This window comes from Colwellia sp. MB3u-8, assembly GCF_014076985.1.
GTDB lineage: Bacteria > Pseudomonadota > Gammaproteobacteria > Enterobacterales > Alteromonadaceae > Cognaticolwellia.
The window spans coordinates 161,483-185,466 of the sequence record NZ_JACGVA010000068.1 but is presented as its reverse complement, the minus strand read 5'-3'; the positions used below and the strand labels follow the sequence as shown (position 1 = coordinate 185,466).

The window sequence follows — 23,984 nt, the reverse complement described above, 5'->3', positions numbered from 1 at the left end:
CGGGAGATTAATTTTAAAAGTACAAACTCACTATGGATTGAGCAGTGCTTTGATACCAGCAAGATCAGCAGTTTTATCATCCACTTTCAAATAAGCCACAGCCTCATCATGCATGATAGTAATTTCAATTACGCCCGGCATTTCGCTGAGTTGTTGTGCTATGTCACGCGCTTTTTCATCACTAATAATATTGGTTGCAAAACTATAAGCCTTAGATTTTTTCAACGGTTTCATGCCCAAACTTAATAGCAACCAAACCAGCGCAAATAAACCTGTGACTAAAAATATCGTTTGCTCACCAAATTCGCCAGCAATCAAGCCGCCAAGAATACCGCCAGCGAAAGCGCCTAAAAACTGGCTACTAGAATAAATGCCCATTACACTGCCTTTTACTCCAGCAGGTGCAATGCGCGACAATATTGATGGCATGGTCGCTTCTAAGTAATTAAAGGCGGTAAAAAACATCATGACCAATACAATTAATGTCGTCAGACTAGTGGGCAAATACCAGAGTAATAATAAGGCTATCGCTAGCAAGGCTACTGCGGCGCTAAACATTTGCGTCTCTTTTTGTTTTTTCAATCCGATGATCATAAAGGGCACCATCAGAAAAAACGAGCCAATTAAGGTCGGTAAATAAAGCTGCCAATGTTGTTCAAGCGCTAAACCATGCTCAACAAATTGCTTTGGTAAGGTGACAAAACACGCGGTTAAAGCCATATGTAAAATAAATACCCCCCAATTTAAACGTGACAATTGCCCGTCACGAATCAAGCGACCCAATTTTGAGGGTAATGCAACATTGTCACCTTTAGGGGCGGTATTAATTGAATTAGGGACAATAAATTGAATCGTTAGCATGGCAAATAGGGTTAATATCGCAATAAACCAGAACAAACCACTCAGACCAAACGCTTGCGCGACTATTGGGCCAATAATCATAGCAACAGTAAATGAAAGTCCAATAAACATACCTATGGTCGCCATGACTTTTGGCCGTTGTTCTTCACGACTTAAGTCTGCCGCTAATGCCAATATTGCACTGGCTATCGCACCCATACCTTGCAATGCACGACCTAGTACCACGCCATAAATAGTGTCTGACATCGCCGCGACAATACTACCGAGAAGAAATATCAACAATCCGACTAAAATCACGGGTTTTCGACCAAATTTATCCGATAAAATCCCCATGGGAATTTGTAATAATGCCTGCGTTAATCCATAGGCACCAATCGCTAAGCCAAGCCAAATAGGGCTATAGCCCATAAGTTCTTCACCATAAATGGCAAAAACAGGCAAGATCATAAACAAGCCAAGCATTCGTAAGCCGAATACTGATGCTAACGATATGGCGGCCTTCTTCTCAATACTATTTAAACCAGATGCACTCATGAAGGTGTTAACTCTTAATTTATAAGGGATATAGCTATACCCTTTCTCGACTTGCTCGAATCTGCATCTTGAAGTGGAATGGGTATATATAAACGCACACATCTTACCACGGGTTTTGAATGAACAAAAACAGAGATTTTAGCTGAATTTGGATTAAAAAACTGTGCGATAATATTCGATTCTAACTTTATGTTCAGGTAAAACAAGGTTTAGGGTAATTTACTGTAAAAACAGCCTTGCTCAGGTCGTATTTTGTCGTTAATCATTATTTAAATCTTGCTAGAACCTAAGGTAATTTACAATCAGTCTGATCTTTGCATACAGGTATTTCGTACTACAAACCTCGGGCGTTAAACTGGTCACCATGTCATTATGAAAAAAATTGAAGTCAGGGGTGCTCGCACTCATAACTTGAAAAATATTAATGTAGATATTCCTCGCGACAAATTAATTGTTATCACCGGTCTTTCCGGCTCAGGCAAGTCTTCCTTAGCCTTTGATACCTTATACGCTGAAGGACAAAGACGTTATGTAGAATCACTTTCTGCTTATGCGCGCCAATTTTTATCCTTAATGGAAAAGCCTGATGTTGATCACATTGAAGGTTTATCTCCGGCCATTTCAATTGAGCAAAAATCGACTTCGCACAACCCACGCTCAACGGTCGGCACTATCACCGAAATATATGATTATTTACGCCTGCTTTATGCTCGTGTTGGTGAACCCCGTTGCCCAACACATCATCAACCGCTAGCGGCACAAACCATTTCACAAATGGTTGATCGGGTATTAGCGCTTGAGGAAGGCACTAAGGTCATGGTGTTAGCACCCGTGCTACAAGACCGTAAAGGTGAGCATGTTAAGTTACTAGATAATCTTGCCGCACAAGGCTATATTCGTGCTCGAATAGATGGCGAAATTTGTGACTTATCCGATCCGCCGACCCTAGAGTTACAGAAAAAACATACTATTGAGGTGGTTGTTGACCGTCTTAAAGTGCGTGAAGATATTCAATTGCGCCTTGCTGAGTCTTTTGAAACCGCGCTTTCACTGACCTCAGGTACGGTGAAAATTGGCTTTATGGATGAGCCCAAAAGAGAGGAGTTAGTGTTTTCAGCTAATTTTGCCTGTGCAAAATGTGGCTATAGCATGCAAGAATTAGAACCACGCTTGTTCTCTTTCAACAACCCCGCAGGCGCATGTCAAACCTGTGATGGCTTAGGTAATCAACAGTTTTTTGACCAGAGTCGTGTTATTGCCAATCCAGCGTTAAGCTTAGCCGGTGGCGCTATTCGTGGTTGGGATAAACGTAATTTCTATTATTATCAAATGTTGCAAGCATTAGCTGAGCATTATCAATTTCCCTTAGACTTAGCGTTTAATGAGTTGGATGAAAAAACTCAACAAGTGATTTTAACCGGCAGCGGCAAACAAAAAATTGAATTTAAATACATGAATGACCGTGGTGACATTGTGATTCGCAAACATCCGTTTGAAGGTATTTTAAATAATATGGATCGCCGCTACCGCGAAACAGAATCTAACGCGGTACGTGAAGAGTTAGCTAAATATCTTAATAGCCAAAGTTGCCCAGACTGTAACGGTAGTCGACTACGCTTAGAAGCGCGTAATGTTTTTGTTGGTAATACCCCATTAACTGATGTGGCTGAATATGCCATTGCCGATGCCTTGGCGTTTTTCCAGAATCTGGAGTTAACGGGGCAAAAAGGACAAATTGCTGAAAAAATTCTTAAAGAAGTCTGTGACCGCTTAGGCTTTTTGGTCAATGTGGGCTTAAATTACCTTAACTTGTCACGCGCCGCAGGCACTTTATCTGGTGGTGAGGCGCAACGCATTCGTTTAGCGAGCCAAATAGGTGCCGGTTTAGTCGGGGTGATGTACGTTTTAGATGAGCCATCGATTGGTTTGCATCAACGTGATAATGAACGTTTATTAGAAACCCTGATCCATTTACGTGATTTAGGCAATACCGTTATCGTGGTAGAGCATGATGAAGATGCGATTCGCGCCGCTGACTACGTTATTGATATTGGTCCTGGCGCTGGTGTTCATGGCGGTCATATTATTGCTGAAGGCAATGTTGATGATATTCTAGCATGTGAAGACTCACTTACTGGTAGATACTTATCAGGTAAGGAGCGCATTGAAACACCTAAGGTTAGAGTGCCTTTTGACAAAAATAATGTTGTTGAACTTAAAGGCGCCACAGGTAATAACTTAAAAAATGTTGATTTAGTTATTCCTAATGGCTTAATGACTTGCGTTACTGGCGTTTCAGGCTCAGGAAAATCAACGCTGATTAACGATACCTTGTACAAACTTGCTCATATTGAATTAAATGGTGCAACCACACAAGAACCCGCACCCCATAAAGAAATTATGGGTTTACATTTACTTGATAAAGTCATCGATATTGACCAAAGCCCGATTGGCAGAACGCCACGTTCTAATGCCGCCACTTACACAGGTATGTTTACCGCTATTCGTGATATTTTTGCCGCCACGCAAGAGTCGCGATCACGGGGTTATAAAGCCGGTCGCTTTAGCTTTAATGTTAAAGGTGGACGCTGTGAAGCTTGTCAGGGTGACGGCTTAATTAAAGTTGAAATGCATTTTTTACCCGATGTTTATGTGCCCTGTGACGTGTGTAAATGTAAACGTTATAACCGTGAAACCTTAGAAGTAAAATACAAAGGCAAAAGCATTCATGAAGTGCTTGATATGACCGTTGAAGATGCTTGTGAGTTTTTCTCACCCATTCCAGCCATAAAACGTAAGTTACAAACCTTGATGGATGTTGGCCTCACTTATATAAAACTGGGTCAGTCAGCCACCACACTTTCGGGCGGTGAAGCACAAAGGGTAAAATTGTCGAAAGAGTTATCAAAACGCGATACTGGTAAAACGCTTTACATTTTAGATGAACCCACCACTGGCTTGCATTTTCACGATATTAAACAGTTATTGCAGGTCATTCATCGTTTACGTGACCATGGCAATACCATTGTAGTGATTGAGCATAATTTAGATGTCATAAAAACCGCAGATTGGGTGATAGATTTAGGCCCAGAAGGAGGCTCAGGTGGTGGCGAAATATTAGTCACAGGCACGCCAGAGCAAGTGGCTCAACATAAAGGCTCTCATACTGCAAGATTCTTAAAACCCTTACTCGCTAAAGAGAAAGCAGCTAAAAAATCACGCGCTAAATAAAACATGACATCAAGATCACTATTGATGTTTTCTTAAAGGCTTGTTTTTTATCACAAGCCTTTTTTGTGTCTAGTATATCAACGCCGTTATGTTTAAGATAAATGAGTATGCTGACAAAAACAGCGCTAATAACTGAAGTAGTAAGCTAAATGACAAATGAAAATAACCATAATATAGCCTGGCAAAACCCGATGATTTATTTACTGGCCTTCTCTAGTGGCTTTTGTATTATGGGTATTGAACTATTAGGTGGCAGAATTTTAGCGCCATTTTTCGGCAGTAGTGTCCATATTTGGGGCAGTATAATCACAGTATTTATGCTGAGTTTATCTTTTGGCTATTTAGCAGGTGGTAAGTTATCGACCAAAGCGGCTTCTTTACACCGTTACGGATTAATTTTCATCTGTGCGGGGATCGCTATTTTACCGGTAGCCTTTTCTTCACAATGGATAATGGAAGCTATATTTCTTGCCATTGAAGATACCCGTTATGGTTCATTATTAGCATCAATGGCCTTGTTCTTTGTGCCAACCGTGATATTGGGTATGATTTCACCTTACTCGGTGCGCTTGTTAGTGACCGATAAAAACAAAAGCGGCCAAGTCGCTGGCTTTCTCTACTTTGTATCAACACTCGGCAGTGCTTTGGGCACCATTATAACCTCGTTTTACTTGGTGTTACTGTTTGAGGTTAACGATATTATTATGGTGTTTAGCAGCGCACTTATTGTGTTGGGTATTACCGCCATGATCTTTCATCGTGTCAATCAGTCTAAAAATAGCCTTAATAACCCTACTAGCAATCAGCAAGGAGCTGCAGATGAATAAATTAGTCACTACCCTCCTAATCGCCATAATCAGCAACGTTCTGATTAGTTCAGCCTTAAGTACACAAGCGATGGGCAAAACTATTCACAGTGAGCGTTCGTTATATCGCAACATATTAGTCGAAGAAGATAGCGGTTTACGCTGCTTAAAATTCAATGTTAGAAGCACTAAAACTCAACAAAGTTGTATGTTAGTTGACGATCCGCAACGCTTAGTTTTTAACTATACAAAAATGTTATTTTCGAGTTTATTAATTAACCCTAACCCTGAAGGTATTTTAATTATTGGTTTAGGCGGCGGTACCATGTCAAATATCTTACACCAAATTTATCCGGAGGCGAGCATTACTAACGTGGAAATAGATCCGGCAGTCATTAAAGTGGCACGAAACTATTTTGACTTTTTTGAAAATAAAAATATTACCGCGGTGGCACAAGACGGGCGCATTTTTGTTAAACGTGCGGCGATAAAAAAACAGCAATACGATTGGATAATTCTCGACGCCTTTAACGGTGACTACATACCCGAGCATTTAATGACCCAAGAATTCTTACAAGAAGTTAAAAGCTTACTGAGCGATAACGGTGTGGTAGCGGCCAATACCTTCTCGGTGAGTAAGTTATACAATTATGAATCGGCGACTTATAAAGCCGTATTTGGCGACTTTTTCAATGTTAAAAATAACAACAACAGTAATCGCATTATATTAGCCAGTGCTAAGGCTTTACCTAAACCTGATATTATCGCCCAGCGCGCTAAAGCGTTAAAAGATAAGTTATCGCCATTTAATGTCGATATCACCAAAATTAGCCGTAAAATGATCTCAACAGCAACGACGCAAGATTGGCCGCCAGCATCGCCACTATTGACCGATCAGTATTCGCCGGCAAACTTATTAAATTTAAAAAACTAAAGGTAAAGCCCTAGGATGATAATCAGCACCTTAAAATAACACCGCAGTGGAGTAAGCAAAATTAAACCTGAGTGAATTCACTCCAGATCCAGCTTCAGCCTAAGCCTAAGCCAATTTCAGGTACTGAAATTAATAACTCAGCTTAATTTTGTGCCTAAACTAACTTTTCTTTTTTAAACTTAAACGCTTTTTACCTGATGATGTTGCTGTGGTTTTTTTCACATCGATGCGGGTTAAGGTCCGTGAAGCAGCCGGTGATTTCGACGCTATGGTTTTACTGGCATGTTTACTGTCTGTTATAGCCACTTTTTCAACTTCAGCATTAACCTCTACTGGGGCAAGGTCATCGTCAATATTTTTTGCTTCAATGCTTTTTGCTTCAGTGCTTTCTACTGCAATAAAGTCATCACCCAGTGCGGTTTTACGAGAGCCCGCCACTGCGGTGTTTATCTCCGCCATTTCACTTGTGGTTAAGTCGCGCCACTCTCCCGAACGTAAATTGCCCAGTTCAACATTCATAATGCGCGAGCGTTGTAACTCAGTCACTTCATAATCAAGATATTCACACATACGGCGAATTTGTCGATTTAAGCCTTGGGTAAGAATAATACGAAAAACATATTTACTCTCATGTTTAACAATACAGGGTTTAGTAATAGTGCCTAAAATAGGGACACCTTTTGACATACGCTCAACAAAGCGCTCACTGATTGGCTTATCAACTTTGACAATATATTCTTTGTCGTGAGCATTTTCTGCCCGTAATATTTTATTAACAATATCACCGTCACTGGTCAAAAATATCAGCCCTTCTGAGGGTTTATCTAATCTGCCAATAGGAAATATGCGCTTAGTATGACCAATAGCATCAATAATATTACCTTTGACTTGCCGCTCAGTGGTACAGGTAATACCAATGGGTTTATTATAAGCAATGTAAACTCGGTCGGTATGATTACTCGCGCTGGCTTTAATCTCATTACCGTCAATACACACCCTATCACCGGACACAACTTTAGTACCAAGCTCTGGTACTTTGCCATTAATGGTCACACGATTGTTTTCGATCAATTTATCGGCAAATCGACGCGAACAATAGCCCGAGTCACTAATATATTTGTTTAAACGTTTTTCGTAACTTGACACTGGCTATCCTAAATAAGATCAGTAAATAACTGTAAATTCTAAATTTGATGGGTGGTATTTTACCTAAATTTTGTCACACTGTAGAGCAATGTTACAAAAAGCTGTAAAAAACTCGATAAACGAGTTTATAAACAAGGAATAAATATGAAAATAATCGCATTGGGTGCAAGTTCAAGCAGTAAATCAATCAACAAACAACTTGCCACGTATGCCGCTAACCTAGCCGCTGAAGTTCAGGAAAATGTTGACATTGAAATACTCGATTTAAACGACTTTGAATTACCGCTTTTTAGCCAAGATAAGGAAATAGCATTAGGTCAACCTGAAGCCGCGAAAGCCTTCTTCAATAAACTGGGTGAAAGTGACGCCATTATTATTTCATTTGCTGAGCATAACGGCAATTACAGTGCCGCCTATAAAAACTTATTTGATTGGGCCTCGCGCATTGATAAAAAAGTTTATCAAAATAAACCCATGCTATTATTGGCCACATCTCCTGGACCAGGTGGTGCCGGCAGTGTGTTAGCCGTAGCGACAGGTTCAGCGCCTTACTTCGATGGCAAAGTAAAAGCATCGTTATCTGTGCCAAACTTTTTTGATAACTTTGACGTAGAAAATACTAAGCTCACTAATGATGAATTACATCAGCAATTGCTCAACGCCGTGAAACTTTTAATGGCATAATTTTCAGTAAAGACCTAAAAATTACGCCGTGATTTTTAGGTCTTACCGCTATCTTTAACTTGAGTATTAACAATAACACTCGGTTGTTTGGCCTTAGTCTCCACTTTGATTGTTCCCCCCTCTATTGCCAACAGAAAAAGAACTACAGCCAGAGGCAGTGAATATAATGATTGATAGCCATAGCAGCGCCTGATGTACTTTCATATGTTACTCATTAATTTGCTGCTATTACACTAATTTTAGCCAGTTGACGATCATGATATTTAGCTAAGACAATAATGGAAATAATCGCCCCTAATAACGCTAGTGCCATATCTGACTGGGTATCCCAAATATAGCCTTGCGTACCCAAAAATGCTTCAGCATTTTCACCTGAGGCAATAGCAACCCACCATTCTATCAATTCATAAAAGGCGCTAAAGGCCAAGCAAATAGCAACAATAATGACATTTAACCAAGCTTTTCCATTAACAATGCTTTTGCGAATAAGGATCTCACGGGCAAGTAAAGCGGGTACAAAGCCTTGGAAAAAGTGGCCGACTTTATCGTAGTTATTTCGCTCAGACCCCATCCAATGTGCGATCGTATCAAATAAGGGGACTTCGGCGTAGGTATAATGACCACCCACCATTAACACGATGCAATGCAGTAATATCAAATTATAAAGCAAACGCGTTAACTTAAAACGCTGAAAACTTATCATTATCAGTACTAAACCTATCAGCGCCGGCAATACTTCTAAAAACCAAGTGAATTGATCTTTTGGCCCAATACCTGACCAAATCAAGACAACAAAAAAACACACTAACCAGAGAACCTTTAACATTTTACTTACTCTTTAATGACGGCATATTTATAACACACTAATTTCATAGCCCTTCTGAACATAATATTTCTGAGCATGGCCCTTGTAAACATAGCCTTTGTAAAAATAGCACTGCTAAAATTTGCTACCTTTTCGATAGGATAGCGTCATTAAAGTGCAGTAGTCACTTTTCAAACACCCTATTTTTCAGTAATCACACCGAGTAAATCTACTATTTCAATTGGCTCATACAAGGCGCCAAAACATCGGGTAAAGTCCGTAATTTGCTCAGTGCTTGGAAAAGTAAAATAATGACCTTGCACCGCTTGAACAATCGTTGTGAGTTCATCCCCCTGTTCAAGCGTCTTAATCGCTTGCTCGATCAATTGACACCCCCCGATATACAAAGACAACACATGCCACAGATAAGACTTATCCTGTTGCACTGACAATGTTGAATTAGCAATAATACCCCCCGTATCTATCGTGCTGTCATCAATAAAGTGCAAACTTGTCGCCAACTGCTTATCGCCATTTAACAGCGCCCAAAACGTTGCCATAACGCCACGATAATTTGGCAATAACCCTGAATGTAAATTAATCACACCCTGTTTTGACAGCGCAATAACGGGCGGCTTTAAAATCACCCCGTAACGAATAGAAATAATTAAATCAGCTGAAAATGCTTGAATTTTTGCCAAACCATCAACTGAATTTATTTGATTTAAGGTTTCTATCTCAATAGCGTATTGCTGAGTAATCTCTGCATAAGTTTTAAAATTCACCGATAGTTCGGTATTTGCCTGCACTTGCTCAAGCGTGCGATAAACCTCGTTTTGCTCAAATTGCGCTAACTCCTGCAAGGCTTGTGGGCGTGTGCTATTACCACCGACTTTACTGGATAAAAACACCTTAATATTATGCAGTTGTAATGAGGGCAATAATAAATTTAACGCCAAGTTACTGGCAATGTCATTATTGAGCAATAAAACAATGTTCATGATAATCATTCCTCTAGCTATTATTTAATACTGGCTCAACTAAAAAATAAGATAACACCATAAACTTGCATTAAAACTTCCATAAAAACTTCCATAAAACCAAAATAATCGGTTATTTTATGTGCTTAACTGTTTCATCATATAATATCTGCAACCGGTTTTAGGATAGCCTTGCTGCGTCCATTGCACTTGATAACCGTGTTTTTCATAAAATGGCATAGCTTGAAAATTCAAGGTGTCGAGTAAGGCCTTATTACAACCTCTAGCTTGCGCCGCCTGTTCTATTTGATGTAATATTTTACTACCGACTTGTTGGCCTCGCAGTGTATCTGATACCCATAAGGTGTTGATCATTAACCAATCACCAAAGGTTCGTCCCGCGGCGCCGGCAACAACATCACCTTTGTCATCGTTTAACTTCACCGCAATGGCTTTACGTTCACTGACTTCCCAATGCGCCCAGTTAAATTCAGCAATTTTTTCATCTAAAAAAGCGATTAGCCCTGCTTCAGGGTTTTCAATAACTTCAATGTTCAACGCTTGACTCCCATTAATGATCTTAAGCGCTTTTTCACTGACTTTTCTAAAAGTCAGTGAAATGTTTATAAACTATTTAATAACATCAACTCTTTTGGGTGGGGCTTCATATAATATGACTCGGTAATGTAGTCATGTGGGAAGCGTCGAAAATGATGGCGTAATAAGGTTATCGGCACAATCAATGGCAGTAAGCCATTACGGTATTGCTCAATAATATCAACTAGTTCAGCTTTGTCATCAACGCTGATAGAGGTTTTTAAATAACCTTGCAGATGTTGCAAGGTATTCACGTGACCTTTTCGAGTGGCTTTTATTTTTAATATCACCATCATTTTTTTCAAGTATTGCGACATGACCTCACTAGGTACCTCAGCATGGGCCTGCGCCAAGTAATGACCTAGCTCTTTTGCCAACGCCTGGCTATGACTCATAAAAATATATTTATGTTGTGCATGAAAACAATTCAGGCTGTGCAATGAAAACACTTCTGCCGATAGTTTTTGCCAACGAGCATAAATAAATACCCGTTGAATAAAGTTTTCACGCAAGATGGCATCACCTAACCTACCTTCTTCTTCAACGGGTAAATCTGGAAAATTCTCCATCAATTTTTGTGCGTAAATACCCACGCCAATACGATCTGGCATATCACCTTTATAAAGTCTCACACGCTCCATACCACAACTGGGTGAGTCTTTTTTCAATATATAACCGCTAAGCTTTTGTTGCCAAGATTGCTGCTGTTGAGCACAATCTTTAAGTCGTTCAGTGACATCTAAATCTGGCGTTCTTGAACCAACGCAATGCACTTTTTCATCGATCAGTACTAACCTAATGGTTTCACGCGGAATACCTAAACCAATATCCACTTCTGGACAGAAGGGGATAAAATCAAAATACTCGCTTAAGGTGTTATTAATATATGCGTTGTTTTTATGACCTGAGTCAAACCGCACTTTATGACCTAATAAACAGCTACTAATGCCGATTGATAGTTTATTATCCATGCTTGTTTCCTATGACTGAAAGTTTTTAGCTTTTGCTGAATTTCAGTATAACTAAAAGCCTAATTAAGATAATCATTTAAATAGTATTTTAGCTATATAGTCGGCTCTGTTCGACAACACTATTATTAGTGTGATGAAGCCTGATGCCTAAAAAGTTAACAAACATCTGTCGCTAGGTATCTTTTTCGCTAGGCATTTTTATCTACAGAAGTTAAATTTCATTTAACTTGATGGACTGAAGTCCAACCTAGATAGAGCTTACGGATGATCATGTCGCATTGGGCGATTGTTTTACCATTTTTCTCTTGGTCTGACTTTAGTCCGTCAACCGCTAAACAGGCAATGACCGAGATGGCTAAGCACGGCCATATGATCGTGACATACCCTTTATCCTGAAGATAAAAAACCCGGAAATTTCCGGGCTTTATCAACAGCTACTAATAAAATAAAACTAAACGCTATTTTTCAAAATAGAATTTATCGCGTTTATTATCGTAATTACCCACTTCATTCATGGTATCGGCATTATACAAACGGCCATTAATCATGGTGTAAATCACTTTGTCAGATAAACGAATATCTTTACTGACATCGCCATCAATGACTAAAATATCCGCAAGTTTGCCAACTTTAAGTGAACCTAATTGGCTGTCTAAACCTAAGGTATGTGCCGGTGCGATGGTTGCAGTACGAATAGCATTTAATGGCGACATGCCACCTTGTGCCATCATCCACATTTCCCAGTGCATGGCTAAACCTTCACGCTGACCATGACCACCGGCATTAACCACAACGCCTAAGTCTTGCAGCTCTTTTGCTACTTTGGCAACATTAATATGGTTGTAATGATGCAGCGGCGCTTTGGTACGACGCATTGAACGCGGGTCTAAAAACTCGCTCGGTACATACTGGCTCAAACGTGGATGTTGCCATACGTCTGTCGTGTCATACCAATAATGTTCACCTGAAATACCACCGTAAGCCACACCCATAGTGGGTGTATAAGCCATTTCAGATTGTGACCATAACTGTTTGATATCGTCATAAATTTTCGCCGTTGAAATTGAATGCTCTAACGTCGTATGGCCATCAATAATCATAGATAAGTTATGTTGTAGCAGTGACCCCCCTTCTGGTACCACTAATATTTCTGCTTCACGCGCGGCTTGGATCATTTGTTGACGTTGATTACGACGCGGTTGGTTGTAGCTTTTAACACTAAACACACCGGCTTTTTTCAAACGTTCAATATGAAATTTAGCATCGGCTAAGCTATCAACATGCGAGGTATAACCTGCAACCGTGGCTCCATATAAAATACTACCAGTAGAGAATAAACGTGGGCCAACAATATCACCGGCCTTTTGCATTTCACTCGCTGCAAAAAACTCAGTGGTGTCGTTTGATGGATCGTGAATCGTAGTGACACCCAACGCTAAACCTGCGTAGTTTTTCCAGTTTTGCTGTGGAATAATTTCATTACTGCCTTGTGGCCCATGCGCATGGGCATCAATCAAGCCCGGCATAATCGACTTACCCCTAATATCAATCACCTTAGCATTTGACGGAATATCGACTTGGCCATTTTTACCCACCGCAATAATTTTATTACCCTCAACAAGCACTACACCGTTTTCTATCACTTGCTCACCTTCCATAGTGATCACTTTACCGCCAACAAAAGCGACACGACCAGAAGGTTTATCTGCTTTTTCTTTAAAGCCTAAATAGGTTTTCAGCGGTGCGGGTGTTGATGACTCTGTAGCCTGTTCTTCGTGGCTATTAGCCTCGTCTTTATCAACTATTGTTTTATCGCTGATATCAAATAAACCCGCGACACTTGCTTGGTATAAATCTGGTCCTAAGCTCCAATAAAGCTCATTAGATTCGCCATTCCAGTTGATACCTTCGCCAGCACGTAACGACAATTTTTTCACCGGTAGGTTTTTTGCTTTTGGACCAATATCTATCACTTGGCCACGTTCAACAAATGGCGTTACAAAAACCTTAAAGCGTTCAGCAAAAGCTAAATATTTACCATCAGGTGACACTTTATATTCGGTAGCAAACTTACCCTGATAAAGCGCTTGTTCTTTGTTAGAACTTGATGAATTATCTAAATTAATTTTCACCAGTTGCGGTGTTTCACCCTTGCGTAAGACATAAATACGATCATTTTTAGCACCAAAATGCGGCAGTAAACCTGATTCTGTTACCAGTTTTGGCACACCACCCTTAGCACTTACCGTATAAACGCCTGGGTTTAGGCCCCAAGTTGGATCGGTAATATAACCACCAGCCACTTTACGAAACACCACAGTCTTACCATTAGGAGAAAAACTGGGTTCTATATACTTGCCCGGCTCTTGGGTTAGTAAACTGCTTCTACCGCCACGTGATGATACTGAGCGAATTTCACCTAGCTTTTTATCATCCCAAGTACTATAAACCACTGTTCTGCCATCACGCGAAAAACTAGGGTTCAGTTCAAAGTGTGATGTTTGTTTGGTTAAACGCTTGGCTTGACCTTTGACTTGGCCATCGGCAATGGGGCGAACATAAATGTGGCCCATTGACTCGTAAACGACTTTTCGGCCATCAGGCGATATTTCAACATCACGCAACATTTTTACGTCAAAGTTGTCTTGATCAATATCTTGTTGAAAACGTAACGCTGTTTGGATTTTTTTCTCGGTTTTTACATGAAAAGGAATAATCGTGCTGGTGTTACTTTCAAGATCGAGTTTGTTAATTTGACCACCTGACCAAAACACCATGCCAGTGCTATTAGGTAGCCACGCCATATTAGGGTAAACACCGTGAATCGCCCACGTTTCTTGCATATCGCGATCTAAATTTTCAAAAATCAGCTTTTCTTCGCCGCTTTTTAAGTCATACAAGTATAAATTAGATTGAAAATCGTCTCGGCTGATATAAGCTAAATATTGACCATCAGGTGACGGCACTGGCCGTATCGCTCCGCCTTTACCTGAAATAACCACTTTAATTTCACCGCTTTCAAGCTCTAAGCGCTTAATCTTATAAATGCCCTTCTCAGAGTCTTTACTGTAATGAAAAGTTTTACCCGGTGTCGCATCTTGCGAGAAGTAAACGTATTTACCGTCAGCTGAAAATGCCGGTTCACCTAAATCTTTTTGTTCATTAGGTCGCTTGGTTAACATCACACCGTTGCCACCCGTTTTGTGATACATCCATACTTCGCCAGCACCCAGAGAACGAGAGCCAGTAAAGTGTTTACGGCCAACAATATAGTTACCATCAGGCGACCATGCAGGGCTATTTAATAAACGAAAAGTTTCACTACTGATCGCTTTGCCCGCACTGCCATCGGCTTTCATGATCCATAAATTATCGCCACCGTCTTCATCAGAGGTAAAAGCAATGTGCTTTCCATCCGGACTAAAGCGTGGCTGCATTTGCCAAGCAATATCTGTCATCAAAGCGCTTGCTTCACCACCTTCAATCGGTAAAGTATAAATATCACCCAATAGATCAAAGACTAAGGTTTTACCATCTGGGCTAATATCAACATTCATCCAAGTACCTTGGCGCACGTCAATTTTGGCGCTAGTAAATTCACCTTGGGGGCTGTTGACCGACCACTTTTCAGCGGCGGATTTTTCGGGCGTTTTAGCCACATCATTGTCAGCAAACGCCTGTTGGCCAGCGCCTAACACTAAGGTAACACTGAGTGCTAGTGAAGAAATTCGAGTAGTAAATTTAGACATTAAATTCCACCTAATTATTGTTATTTACCTACTAGAACACATCAGCATTGAAAATTTAAGTCGAATGCGATAAATAGTCGCTATTTACCGTTAAACACCCATTATTAGCGTGTGGTGAATATAAATATTTATGATGATTAGTATGAATAAAAAATAGACAACTTTTTTATTTTTCAGTATGATATTCAAACAAATTGCAACACTACGATAACAATACAACAATAAAAACAAGGACTGATTTTATGGAAAGATTAAAACAAGCACAGGCGAGCTTAGTGACCACCTATTCACTTTACAATGTCGCCAGTGAACAAAAGTTACCCCCCATTAATGCTGATGATACTCATACCCTAAAAGCGCTATTAGACGTTATTCAAAAACGTGAAGCAATTGCTTACGTACAAAAAATAAAAAAGAGCATTCCCAGTGAAGTCACTGAACTAAAAAGATTACTTGCTGATGTTATGCTGCTGCTTGATGGTGTTGATATTAAAGCCCTGAAAGCAAAAAGCAAAATTGCAGCGAATGCTGATTAGTTTATTTTCTGAAATTAATACCTTTAGAAATTAATACCTTTAGAAATTAATACCTTTAAATAAGTACTTTTAAATGAAAGGCCTTGATTAAAAATCATCAGTGTAGAGCTATGTTATGCAGATTTATGAATCCCTACTTAGGTTAATAAATCTGCATAAGTAATATTAATCAGTTAATCCATTAAGTTAGTGTCTTTAGCCACTAACTTAATTTAATTGGATTGCATCGAGTAATTCGTGGCATGCTTTCTGTTAGCAAGTCTAACTTTGCAAGCACTAATGGCGCTTGCTAAAGTAAAATGCTGATGCAGAATTTGTTCTGGTATTACTATCGGCCTTGCTATCGACGCTAGTATCGGCATGCTCTCAGTATTGCTTGATAAGCCTAGTGTGGCATAATTTTTTTGCCATATTTAACTGACCATTATAGCTCAGCAAGCGCTAACAATAATTTTTCATGAATACCACCAAATCCACCATTGCTCATGACGACCAGCGTATCACCTGCTTGGGCATTCGCCACAATATTAGCCACTAACTGCCTAATATCTTGACTGACAAAACATGGCTGAACGCAGTCAGCAATTAATGCCTCTACAGACCACTTAACTTGCTCGCCTTGATAGATAAACACCCTATCCGCATCGGATAACGATTTTGCCAAGGTGTCTTTATGCACACCTGACTTCATGGTATTTGAGCGTGGCTCTAATATCGCTATCACCCGCCTGCTGCCAACATTTGCCCGCACACCCGCTAATGTTTTGGCAATAGCGGTTGGGTGATGGGCGAAGTCGTCAAACACTCTAACCTGATTCACCTCACCTTTTAGCTCTAGTCGGCGTTTAGTATTAATAAAGCTTGTTAACGCTTCGATAGCTACCTCAGTTGGCACCCCGGCATGACGCGCCGCGGCAATCGCCATTAAACCGTTGTCGATATTAAAGTCGCCTATTAACGCCCAATTCACTCGCCCTTGTATGACACCTTTAAAGCTGACAATAAATTCACTGCCATCAGCAATACATTTTTCTGCATGCCAACCCAAGAGTTTATCTGCTTCAACGACACTATATTCAGTCGGTGTCCAGCAACCCATAGCCAGTGTTTCTGTAATGGCAGCTTCATTTTTTGGTGATAAAATAAGACCATTGCTCGGCACCATACGAATAAGGTGGTGAAATTGACGTTGAATATCACTGATATCATGAAAAATATCAGCATGATCAAATTCCATATTATTGATGACTAATGTATTCGGGCGATAATGGACAAATTTAGAACGTTTATCAAAAAACGCCGTATCGTATTCATCTGCTTCGATAACAAAAAATGGCGCATTACCTAAGCGTGCAGAACAATCAAAATTTTGTGGCACACCACCAATCAAAAAGCCCGGCTCCATTCCAGCGTATTGCAATATCCAGGTTAACATGGAGCTGGTAGTGGTTTTACCATGGGTACCGGAAACCGCTAACACCCAACGATCTTTTAAAACATGCTCTAATAACCACTGCGGGCCTGAGGTATAAGCAATTTTTCTATCCAGTATGTACTCCACCATCACATTACCACGCGCCATAGCATTGCCAACAATCACTAAATCAGGCTCATCGTCTAAGTGTTCAATTAAGTAACCTGATTTTAATTCGACACCCAGTTGTGCTAGCTGGGTGCTCATGGGTGGGTAAACATTGGCGTCGCAGCCAGACACTCGAAAGCCCATTTGCTTGGCAATAGCGGCAATACCGCCCATAAACGTGCCACAAATGCCTAATATATGAATATGCATAAAAACCTATTTAGATAACTCTGACGCGCGTAGGCTAGTTCGAGCTAAAATTTAAATCACAATGGGGTCAATATACCTTAATCCAGCAAAAATACATATTGCAAAGTCGATGCATTTTCCCCACTATCAAAACGATTAACCCTAACGGAAATCATTAATTAGCCACTGTAAAGAATTAAACCCTTGGCATCACCATTAGTTATATTTGAGAGCGCTCATGAGTAAGCCTATGTTACAAAATATCTATGTTTATCCGATAAAGTCTAGCGCCAGCATTGAGCTATCAAATAGCTGGGTTGAAGAACTTGGCTTAGCCTTTGATCGTCGTTTTGTTGTTGCCAGCCCTGATGGTCAGTTTATCACCGCGCGTACGCAGCCCACTTTATGTTTAATTCAAGCGAGTTTAACCGCAACAGGCCTAACCATTATCGCGCCTAACATGCCAGCTTTAGTGATTGAATATCATCATCTTTGCCAAGGGTACATTGCTGTTAACTTGTGGAATGACACTATTAATGCCCAACAATGTCGAGAAAACATTAATCGATGGTTTAGTCTCTATCTTCAAAAACCTTGCCAGTTACTCTTTTTTGGCGCAGATTCTCAACGTTTTGTTAAAAACAAAAATAGCCAAGTTGGCTTTGCTGACGCCTACCCCTTACTGCTTATTTCGCAAGCATCACTTGATCACTTAAATAAGCAATATAAAGCTGACACCACCACCATTTCCATGACACAATTTCGGCCAAATATCGTCGTGAATAACTGTGATGCTTTTGCAGAAGATAATTGGCAGCACATTCGCATTGGTGAAGTGGAGTTTGAAATAACCACACCTTGCACGCGCTGTATTTTCACCACTATTGATCCTAAGACTAGTGAAAAAAATCACCAGCAAGAGCCTTTAAATACTTTGAAAAACTATCGCCAATTAGCTAATGGTGACATTTTATTTGGCCAAAACTTAGTAGCACTTAATCAAGGCCAGATTAAACGTGGCGATAGCCTTGAAGTATTAAAACGCCAAGCAGCACCGGTATTTACTGTTAAAAGTACGTCCGTTATTCGTGCGACAAAAACCACCCAAGTAAAAAAGGATGCAACATTGACCGTTAAAACAAACAAACCCGTACTCACCTTTACTAGCTTTAATAAAACCATTACCGGTAATAACAAGCAAACCCTACTTGAACAAGGCGAAGATGCCGGTTTATTATTGCCTTGTTCATGCCGAGGTGGCATGTGTGGTAGTTGCAAAGTAAAATTAGAACAGGGTGAAGTAGAACAACTTTGCCAAGATGGTTTATCCGACCAAGAGCAGCAACAAGGCTATATATTAAGTTGTAGTTGTACGCCGCTTACTGATGTGGTTATTAGTCATCCCGTACGTAAACGACGTAACATCAGTGATGAGTAAATAGAGTATAAAACATGAAGTTGAACTGCGATTTAGGTGAGTTTAAACATAATAACGATGCCGATATTATGCCATTGATTGATATGGCGAATATTGCCTGTGGCTTTCATGGTTCAGATCCCCTCACCATTAAAAAAACCATTAAACTTGCCAAGCAACATCAAGTGATTATCGGGGCGCATCCAAGCTACCCCGATAGTGAAAACTTTGGTCGTCGGTCTCTCCAGCTATCGCAAGATGAATTAATCGCGAATGTACAATATCAAATTGGCGCGTTGCAGGCACTGTGCGCGGTTGAAAATGCTCAGCTTGTCTACGTAAAGCCGCATGGCGCGTTATACAACGATATGATGACCAACTTAAGCCTATTTGATGATATCTGTTTGGCTATTTCACAACTTAATCCTAGTCATAACAAGCCACTATCTTTGATGATACAAGCGATAGACAACAGCGATAAATTTCAGCAAATAGCGAAAAAACATCATCTTTCACTTTATTTTGAGGCCTTTGCTGACCGAGCTTATTTGGATAACGGTTTTTTAGTGCCACGAAGTGCAGCCGGTGCGGTGTTAACCAACAATATTGATGTCGTCAGTCGTTGCCAAGATATACTTAATCAACAACCCTTACTCAGCATCAATCAACAAGCCTTGCAATTTCACATTGATACCTTATGCGTTCATGGTGACACGCCAAACGCCTTGGCGATGATTAAAGCGTTGCGCCAAACCATTAATCAGCAAAGGTCGCGTTAATATGATGAGTAATAATCGAGAGGGTATTAACGCCAAGGTTAGCAATAGCACTGAACATGGTGTTAATTTCACCCTTGACCTAGTCGCAGAAAACGCTTTATTGCTAAGCTGGCAAGCCAAAATATCGCTCACACAACATAATGAAATTATTGCCTTACAAGCTATGATTACCCAGCAGTTGGGTGAGTTAATTATAGAAACAGTGGCAAGCTATCATTGTTTAATGGTTTATTATTGCCCGCAACTTAGTTCAAGCCTGCAAGTGATCGACAAAATTAACCGCGTCGCCAAAAACGCTAGCCATAAACACAGTAATGGCAATAACCAAGAGAATAATCCAAACAATAAATTAGCCCATCAAGCTGCCCATGAGCATTGCATTAAAATACCGGTTTACTACGACCGTGAACAAGAGTGGGATTTAGCCGACGTTGCAAAACGCTGTAATATGTCAATGGATGAGGTGATCAAACAGCACAGTGCTCAAACTTACCACGGCTATGCTTTAGGTTTTACGCCAGGATTTTGTTACTTGGCCAGTTTACCTGAAAGTTTACAGCTGCCTCGCAAGTCTTCACCGCGCATAAAAGTACCTAAGGGCGCTGTGGCTATTGCTGAGCAGCAAAGTGCTATTTATCCGATTGAAAGTCCCGGTGGTTGGCATATTATCGGCCAAACCCCCTTACCTATGTATGAAAGTCACCATGGTCAGTTCAATGCCAGTATTCAGGTTGGGCAAAATGTGCAGTTTTATGCTATTTCAAAAGCTGAATTTCTTGCATTAAAACAAGGTGTAGCAGAGTGAAGCAAAATTTTCTTGAAATTATCACCATGAATGGTCAAGCAAGTATTCAAGATCTTGGCCGCCTTAATGCTCAGCATCTTGGTTTTAGTGCCAGTGGCGTCGCCGACGAATTTGCTTTCCTTAGTGCCAATAAACTTATCACTAATAAACTTAGCATTAAGCCTGTGCATAATATTGCCAAAACAAATAATAAACTAGCCAATGATGCGGCAATAGAAATCACCTTAGGGCAAATCAGTTTCAAAGCCAATACCGCTTGCACCATAGCTATAACGGGCGCTGATTGCCAAGCTAAAATTAATAATGTGACGATCAACAACTGGCAATGCCATCAACTACACGCCGGCGATATTATTGCGTTTGCTATGCCAAAAACCCAGTTACATAGTTATCTGACCATACTGGGTGGTTTTACTTGCCAAACAGCACAACAACCTTGGTTAGGCAGCTTAGCTCAAACCGTTAATGAAATGGCCTTAGGCTTCACTGGCGAAGCGTTAATGGTCGGGAGTAAACTTTATTTTTCAACACAAAGTCAGCCTTTAGCTGAAGCCACGTCAGCACAAAAAACTCAGCTAGAGTCACTAAAAGCCAATAGACCGACAACGGCGCCAGCCTTATTTTACTCAAAGCAAAAACTGACCTTGCGTGTTATGCCCAGTCGCTTATTTTTACAAATGAGTATCGCACAACAGCAACAATTTCTAGCCACTGAATATGTTATTTCACCTGATAGCAATCGCATGGGTTATCGCCTACACCTTAAGTCCCCACACACGTCATCGTTATCGCCAGACAAAAAAATACTGACTCAGCCGTTACGCAGCCAGTGTTTATTATCCATGCCAGTGACTTACGGCATGGTGCAGTTTCCTGACAACGAACAACCGATTATATTAATGAAAGAGCGACAAACCATGGGTGGTTATCCCGTGCTTGGCACCGTAATGCAAACCGACTTATTTCGTTTAAGCCAAATGCGTCCTGGGGAGGAAGTGGCATTCACCTTAATTACTCATCCACAAGCCCAGCAGCAATTACGCACATTTTACCAAAAACTATACTGATACATTTTTTAGCAAGCGCTAAACACAACCTAAAGGTAGAATGGCGATCGATAAAAGCTTAGAATAGCGCCCGCTTTACGATTTGGTCTTACGCAGGTACTGCTTTGTTATTAATGATCGACAATTATGACTCTTTTACTTTTAACCTAGTGCATTATTTTCAAGCACTGGGACAAGAAGTTAAAGTCTGTAGAAACGATGAAATCAGCTTAGCGGAAATCGCCGCATTAGCACCGCAATATATTGTTATTTCCCCTGGACCTTGTGACCCTGACGCGGCGGGTTTATCGCTAGCGATAATCGAGAGGTTTAAAGGCCAGATTGCCATATTAGGCGTATGCTTAGGACATCAATGCATTGCCCAGCACTTTGGCGCTAAAGTCATTAAAGCGAGCAAAGTTATGCACGGTAAAACTAGTGTTATTAGCCATAATGAGCAAGGATTATTTAGTACATTAAAACAGCCATTAACCGTCACACGCTATCATTCCTTGATTGTTGATAAACAATCTTTACCTGATGAGCTAGAAATAACCGCTTGGATCACTGAAAATGGACAGCAAGATATCATGGCTTTGCAACATAAATATTTGGCCATTGCCAGTGTACAATTTCATCCTGAATCTGTTTTAACTGAACAGGGTCACCAATTATTGCAAAATTTCATTGATCAATATTCAAATAAAATAGCTGATAATGTTGAGCCCAGTTGAGCTTTAAGATACAAATCTAAACCCAGAAAAATCAATAGTTCCTAATGAAATAGCTTAATAGGCCGATAACCTAGCAAGCACAAAATATTATAAATTGATAACGAATACTAATAATGAAGTCCTGATGCAAATATTTGAAAATAATAAATTAGTTTACGCTATCTATAGTCGAGCACTGAGTCTGACGATTAGTAAAGACTTTGCTAACCTAAAAAGTGGCAAAATAAATATAACTAATCAACAAAACAGTGAGCAGTTTAACCGTCGACGTGAGTTACTTGCGGTAGAACAACAAGCTAACAAAAAAAAAATCATTCAAGCACATGGCCAAGAACACTTTAAAACACAAGTAAAGACTCAGTTTTTTAAGCGGGTTAATGCCCAATTTGATAAAGAGTTTGATAATAAAGAAAACCTCTACATGAATGTGTTAAAAATAGAAGATGCTGCACCTTCTATTATGGAAATATTGGCAGTAAAAGCCGCAAGCATCAATCGCATCACACCACTAGCGAAAACATTACCTTGGTTATGTAGTGAATTAATCAATTTGGTCAACAAGCCTCAGTACCGTAAACGTTCAGACATACAAGTCACAGAAGCCCATTTAGCGTTAAGTTATGTTGGTTTAGACAACCTTAAATTGGTCATGCCAATATTTATGCTCAAGCATTGGTTACCCAACCAGACAACACCTTACCCTTTAATGAAAAGAAAGCTATGGAACGATAGTTTATCGGTCGCGCTAGCGGCACAAGTATTAGCGAAGGAGCAAGGCTTAGATGAATTCACCGCCTTCACCGCGGGCATGTTAAGTAACTTAGGCTTATTGGCGGTTACCCGTGGGTTTTTAAATACCTATAGTGAACTATATAATGCAGAGCTACGCAGCGCTTATGAAAGTAAAGATAAAAAACTCCATGATGCTTTAGTGACACTCGACGTGGTACCCGACTTATTGCTGGAGCAGTTACTTCAACGCAGTAGTACAGTGGCGGCAGATATGGTTGAACTCATGCGTTTTGACCGTTTACAAATTACTGAACCCTTATTCGATCTAGCCTACGCGGTTAATATCGATCACATGTGTCCAATTGCTAAGCTAGTCACCAAGGCCAAAGTTTATGTCACATTTAGAAGCTTGGCAAAAGAAGATCTCATCAACACAGATGAAGCAAAAATACTGCTCACGACGGGTAAACTAACAAAAAATGACATTACCTTGCTCAAGAAAAGCGATATCAACCATATAAAATTAACCTTTAATTAGCGCCTAATAACCTTTCAATGCCGTGTTTATGTCAATTAACTCTCTCCTTCCAGTCACTAGCAACAGCTGAGTTCCTTACGCTTACTTTCAAATAAATAGCTATAAAGTCAGCTAAACGCTAAATTGCGCTAATTTATTTTTGATTAATTATGAAACCTTGCCAGTAAGTGCAACTCACCGCAAGTAACATAAGGCGTTAGCCACAGCCATTGAATTAATGAATTCGACCATTCTGGTGAAAAAAACAGCAAAAATAGTTATGCAGTAATAATGAATAAAAACGACTAAGCCTTTATTTTACAAGGGCTTCAGCGCATTTTTACAAGAC

Annotated in this window: 20 protein-coding genes; 12 read left to right on the top strand and 8 right to left on the bottom strand. The window is 40.1% G+C overall.

Going from position 1 to position 23,984, the window contains the following annotated elements; genetic code table 11:
• Positions 1–30: 30 nt before the first annotated feature.
• Entirely contained in the window at positions 31–1,395 is a 1,365-nt protein-coding gene (locus tag H4J54_RS13285) for an MFS transporter (protein WP_182191373.1), read from the bottom strand.
• A 372-nt stretch (positions 1,396–1,767) separates the two neighbouring features.
• Between H4J54_RS13285 and uvrA the strand changes: the two genes are divergently transcribed.
• The 3 genes from uvrA (at position 1,768) to H4J54_RS13270 (ending at position 6,366) form a co-directional block, all read left to right on the top strand.
• Positions 1,768–4,626: an excinuclease ABC subunit UvrA gene (uvrA, locus tag H4J54_RS13280; protein ID WP_182191371.1), complete on the top strand. Its 2,859-nt coding sequence runs from the start codon at positions 1,768–1,770 to the stop codon at positions 4,624–4,626.
• Between the two features lie 149 nt (positions 4,627–4,775).
• Positions 4,776–5,453, top strand: coding sequence for a fused MFS/spermidine synthase (locus H4J54_RS13275; protein WP_259367010.1), 678 nt, complete (start codon positions 4,776–4,778; stop codon positions 5,451–5,453).
• The gene (locus H4J54_RS13270; protein WP_182191369.1) at positions 5,446–6,366 is read left to right on the top strand and encodes a fused MFS/spermidine synthase; all 921 of its coding nucleotides are present in this window, start codon (positions 5,446–5,448) and stop codon (positions 6,364–6,366) included. Before H4J54_RS13275 ends, H4J54_RS13270 begins: the two co-directional genes overlap by 8 nt.
• Positions 6,367–6,525: 159 nt before the next feature.
• On the opposite strand, the gene rluF is transcribed toward H4J54_RS13270, so the two are convergent.
• A complete protein-coding gene (gene rluF / locus H4J54_RS13265) occupies positions 6,526–7,512 on the bottom strand; it encodes a 23S rRNA pseudouridine(2604) synthase RluF (protein ID WP_182191367.1) in 987 nt (328 codons plus the stop codon).
• Positions 7,513–7,656: 144 nt separating this feature from the next.
• Between rluF and H4J54_RS13260 the strand changes: the two genes are divergently transcribed.
• Entirely contained in the window at positions 7,657–8,196 is a 540-nt protein-coding gene (locus H4J54_RS13260; RefSeq protein WP_182191365.1) for an NADPH-dependent FMN reductase, read from the top strand.
• A gap of 214 nt (positions 8,197–8,410) precedes the next feature.
• On the opposite strand, the gene H4J54_RS13255 is transcribed toward H4J54_RS13260, so the two are convergent.
• The 4 genes from H4J54_RS13255 to H4J54_RS13240 form a co-directional block, all read right to left on the bottom strand.
• Positions 8,411–9,022 (bottom strand): DUF2238 domain-containing protein, encoded by a 612-nt coding sequence (locus H4J54_RS13255; protein ID WP_182191363.1) that lies wholly within the window; start codon positions 9,020–9,022, stop codon positions 8,411–8,413.
• Positions 9,023–9,201: 179 nt separating this feature from the next.
• Positions 9,202–10,002, bottom strand: a complete 801-nt coding sequence (locus tag H4J54_RS13250; RefSeq protein ID WP_182191361.1) for a formyl transferase — start codon at positions 10,000–10,002, stop codon at positions 9,202–9,204.
• Between the two features lie 117 nt (positions 10,003–10,119).
• Entirely contained in the window at positions 10,120–10,539 is a 420-nt protein-coding gene (locus H4J54_RS13245) for an N-acetyltransferase (protein ID WP_182191360.1), read from the bottom strand.
• Between the two features lie 65 nt (positions 10,540–10,604).
• Complete coding sequence (locus H4J54_RS13240; RefSeq protein WP_182191359.1) at positions 10,605–11,549, bottom strand: DUF523 and DUF1722 domain-containing protein; 945 nt, start codon at positions 11,547–11,549, stop codon at positions 10,605–10,607.
• 270 nt (positions 11,550–11,819) lie between these two features.
• Between H4J54_RS13240 and H4J54_RS19505 the strand changes: the two genes are divergently transcribed.
• Positions 11,820–11,945: a hypothetical protein gene (locus H4J54_RS19505; RefSeq protein ID WP_259367011.1), complete on the top strand. Its 126-nt coding sequence runs from the start codon at positions 11,820–11,822 to the stop codon at positions 11,943–11,945.
• A 62-nt stretch (positions 11,946–12,007) separates the two neighbouring features.
• Here H4J54_RS19505 and H4J54_RS13235 read toward each other — a convergent pair whose 3' ends face one another.
• Entirely contained in the window at positions 12,008–15,298 is a 3,291-nt protein-coding gene (locus H4J54_RS13235; RefSeq protein WP_182191358.1) for an amidohydrolase family protein, read from the bottom strand.
• A 242-nt stretch (positions 15,299–15,540) separates the two neighbouring features.
• Between H4J54_RS13235 and H4J54_RS13230 the strand changes: the two genes are divergently transcribed.
• Complete coding sequence (locus H4J54_RS13230; protein ID WP_182191357.1) at positions 15,541–15,834, top strand: hypothetical protein; 294 nt, start codon at positions 15,541–15,543, stop codon at positions 15,832–15,834.
• Positions 15,835–16,258: 424 nt separating this feature from the next.
• Here the strand turns inward: H4J54_RS13230 and mpl are convergent, their stop codons facing one another.
• Complete coding sequence (gene mpl / locus H4J54_RS13225; RefSeq protein ID WP_182191356.1) at positions 16,259–17,626, bottom strand: UDP-N-acetylmuramate:L-alanyl-gamma-D-glutamyl-meso-diaminopimelate ligase; 1,368 nt, start codon at positions 17,624–17,626, stop codon at positions 16,259–16,261.
• A 217-nt stretch (positions 17,627–17,843) separates the two neighbouring features.
• On the opposite strand from mpl, the gene H4J54_RS13220 reads away from it, so the two are divergent.
• The 6 genes from H4J54_RS13220 to H4J54_RS13195 all read left to right on the top strand — a co-directional run bounded on the left by H4J54_RS13220 (position 17,844) and on the right by H4J54_RS13195 (position 23,656).
• A complete protein-coding gene (locus H4J54_RS13220) occupies positions 17,844–19,043 on the top strand; it encodes a YcbX family protein (RefSeq protein ID WP_182191355.1) in 1,200 nt (399 codons plus the stop codon).
• Between the two features lie 14 nt (positions 19,044–19,057).
• Entirely contained in the window at positions 19,058–19,801 is a 744-nt protein-coding gene (locus H4J54_RS13215; RefSeq protein ID WP_182191354.1) for a 5-oxoprolinase subunit PxpA, read from the top strand.
• Position 19,802: 1 nt separating this feature from the next.
• Entirely contained in the window at positions 19,803–20,606 is an 804-nt protein-coding gene (gene pxpB, locus H4J54_RS13210; RefSeq protein WP_182191353.1) for a 5-oxoprolinase subunit PxpB, read from the top strand.
• On the top strand, positions 20,603–21,673 hold the full coding sequence (locus H4J54_RS13205; RefSeq protein WP_182191352.1) for a biotin-dependent carboxyltransferase family protein: 1,071 nt from the start codon (positions 20,603–20,605) through the stop codon (positions 21,671–21,673). Before pxpB ends, H4J54_RS13205 begins: the two co-directional genes overlap by 4 nt.
• Before the next feature lie 104 nt (positions 21,674–21,777).
• Entirely contained in the window at positions 21,778–22,386 is a 609-nt protein-coding gene (locus H4J54_RS13200; RefSeq protein ID WP_182191351.1) for an aminodeoxychorismate/anthranilate synthase component II, read from the top strand.
• A 124-nt stretch (positions 22,387–22,510) separates the two neighbouring features.
• Complete coding sequence (locus tag H4J54_RS13195; protein ID WP_182191350.1) at positions 22,511–23,656, top strand: HDOD domain-containing protein; 1,146 nt, start codon at positions 22,511–22,513, stop codon at positions 23,654–23,656.
• Positions 23,657–23,984: the final 328 nt, after the last annotated feature.

Excerpts from the sequence above, each read along its gene's own strand:
- H4J54_RS13285 (WP_182191373.1), bottom strand. The coding sequence starts at position 1,395 with ATGAGTGCATCTGGTTTAAATAGTATTGAGAAGAAGGCCGCCATATCG.
- uvrA (WP_182191371.1), top strand. The coding sequence starts at position 1,768 with ATGAAAAAAATTGAAGTCAGGGGTGCTCGCACTCATAACTTGAAAAAT.
- H4J54_RS13275 (WP_259367010.1), top strand. The coding sequence starts at position 4,776 with ATGACAAATGAAAATAACCATAATATAGCCTGGCAAAACCCGATGATT.
- H4J54_RS13270 (WP_182191369.1), top strand. The coding sequence starts at position 5,446 with ATGAATAAATTAGTCACTACCCTCCTAATCGCCATAATCAGCAACGTT.
- H4J54_RS13260 (WP_182191365.1), top strand. The coding sequence starts at position 7,657 with ATGAAAATAATCGCATTGGGTGCAAGTTCAAGCAGTAAATCAATCAAC.
- H4J54_RS13255 (WP_182191363.1), bottom strand. The coding sequence starts at position 9,022 with ATGTTAAAGGTTCTCTGGTTAGTGTGTTTTTTTGTTGTCTTGATTTGG.
- H4J54_RS13250 (WP_182191361.1), bottom strand. The coding sequence starts at position 10,002 with ATGAACATTGTTTTATTGCTCAATAATGACATTGCCAGTAACTTGGCG.
- H4J54_RS13240 (WP_182191359.1), bottom strand. The coding sequence starts at position 11,549 with ATGGATAATAAACTATCAATCGGCATTAGTAGCTGTTTATTAGGTCAT.
- H4J54_RS19505 (WP_259367011.1), top strand. The coding sequence starts at position 11,820 with ATGTCGCATTGGGCGATTGTTTTACCATTTTTCTCTTGGTCTGACTTT.
- H4J54_RS13235 (WP_182191358.1), bottom strand. The coding sequence starts at position 15,298 with ATGTCTAAATTTACTACTCGAATTTCTTCACTAGCACTCAGTGTTACC.
- H4J54_RS13230 (WP_182191357.1), top strand. The coding sequence starts at position 15,541 with ATGGAAAGATTAAAACAAGCACAGGCGAGCTTAGTGACCACCTATTCA.
- mpl (WP_182191356.1), bottom strand. The coding sequence starts at position 17,626 with ATGCATATTCATATATTAGGCATTTGTGGCACGTTTATGGGCGGTATT.
- H4J54_RS13220 (WP_182191355.1), top strand. The coding sequence starts at position 17,844 with ATGAGTAAGCCTATGTTACAAAATATCTATGTTTATCCGATAAAGTCT.
- H4J54_RS13215 (WP_182191354.1), top strand. The coding sequence starts at position 19,058 with ATGAAGTTGAACTGCGATTTAGGTGAGTTTAAACATAATAACGATGCC.
- pxpB (WP_182191353.1), top strand. The coding sequence starts at position 19,803 with ATGATGAGTAATAATCGAGAGGGTATTAACGCCAAGGTTAGCAATAGC.
- H4J54_RS13195 (WP_182191350.1), top strand. The coding sequence starts at position 22,511 with ATGCAAATATTTGAAAATAATAAATTAGTTTACGCTATCTATAGTCGA.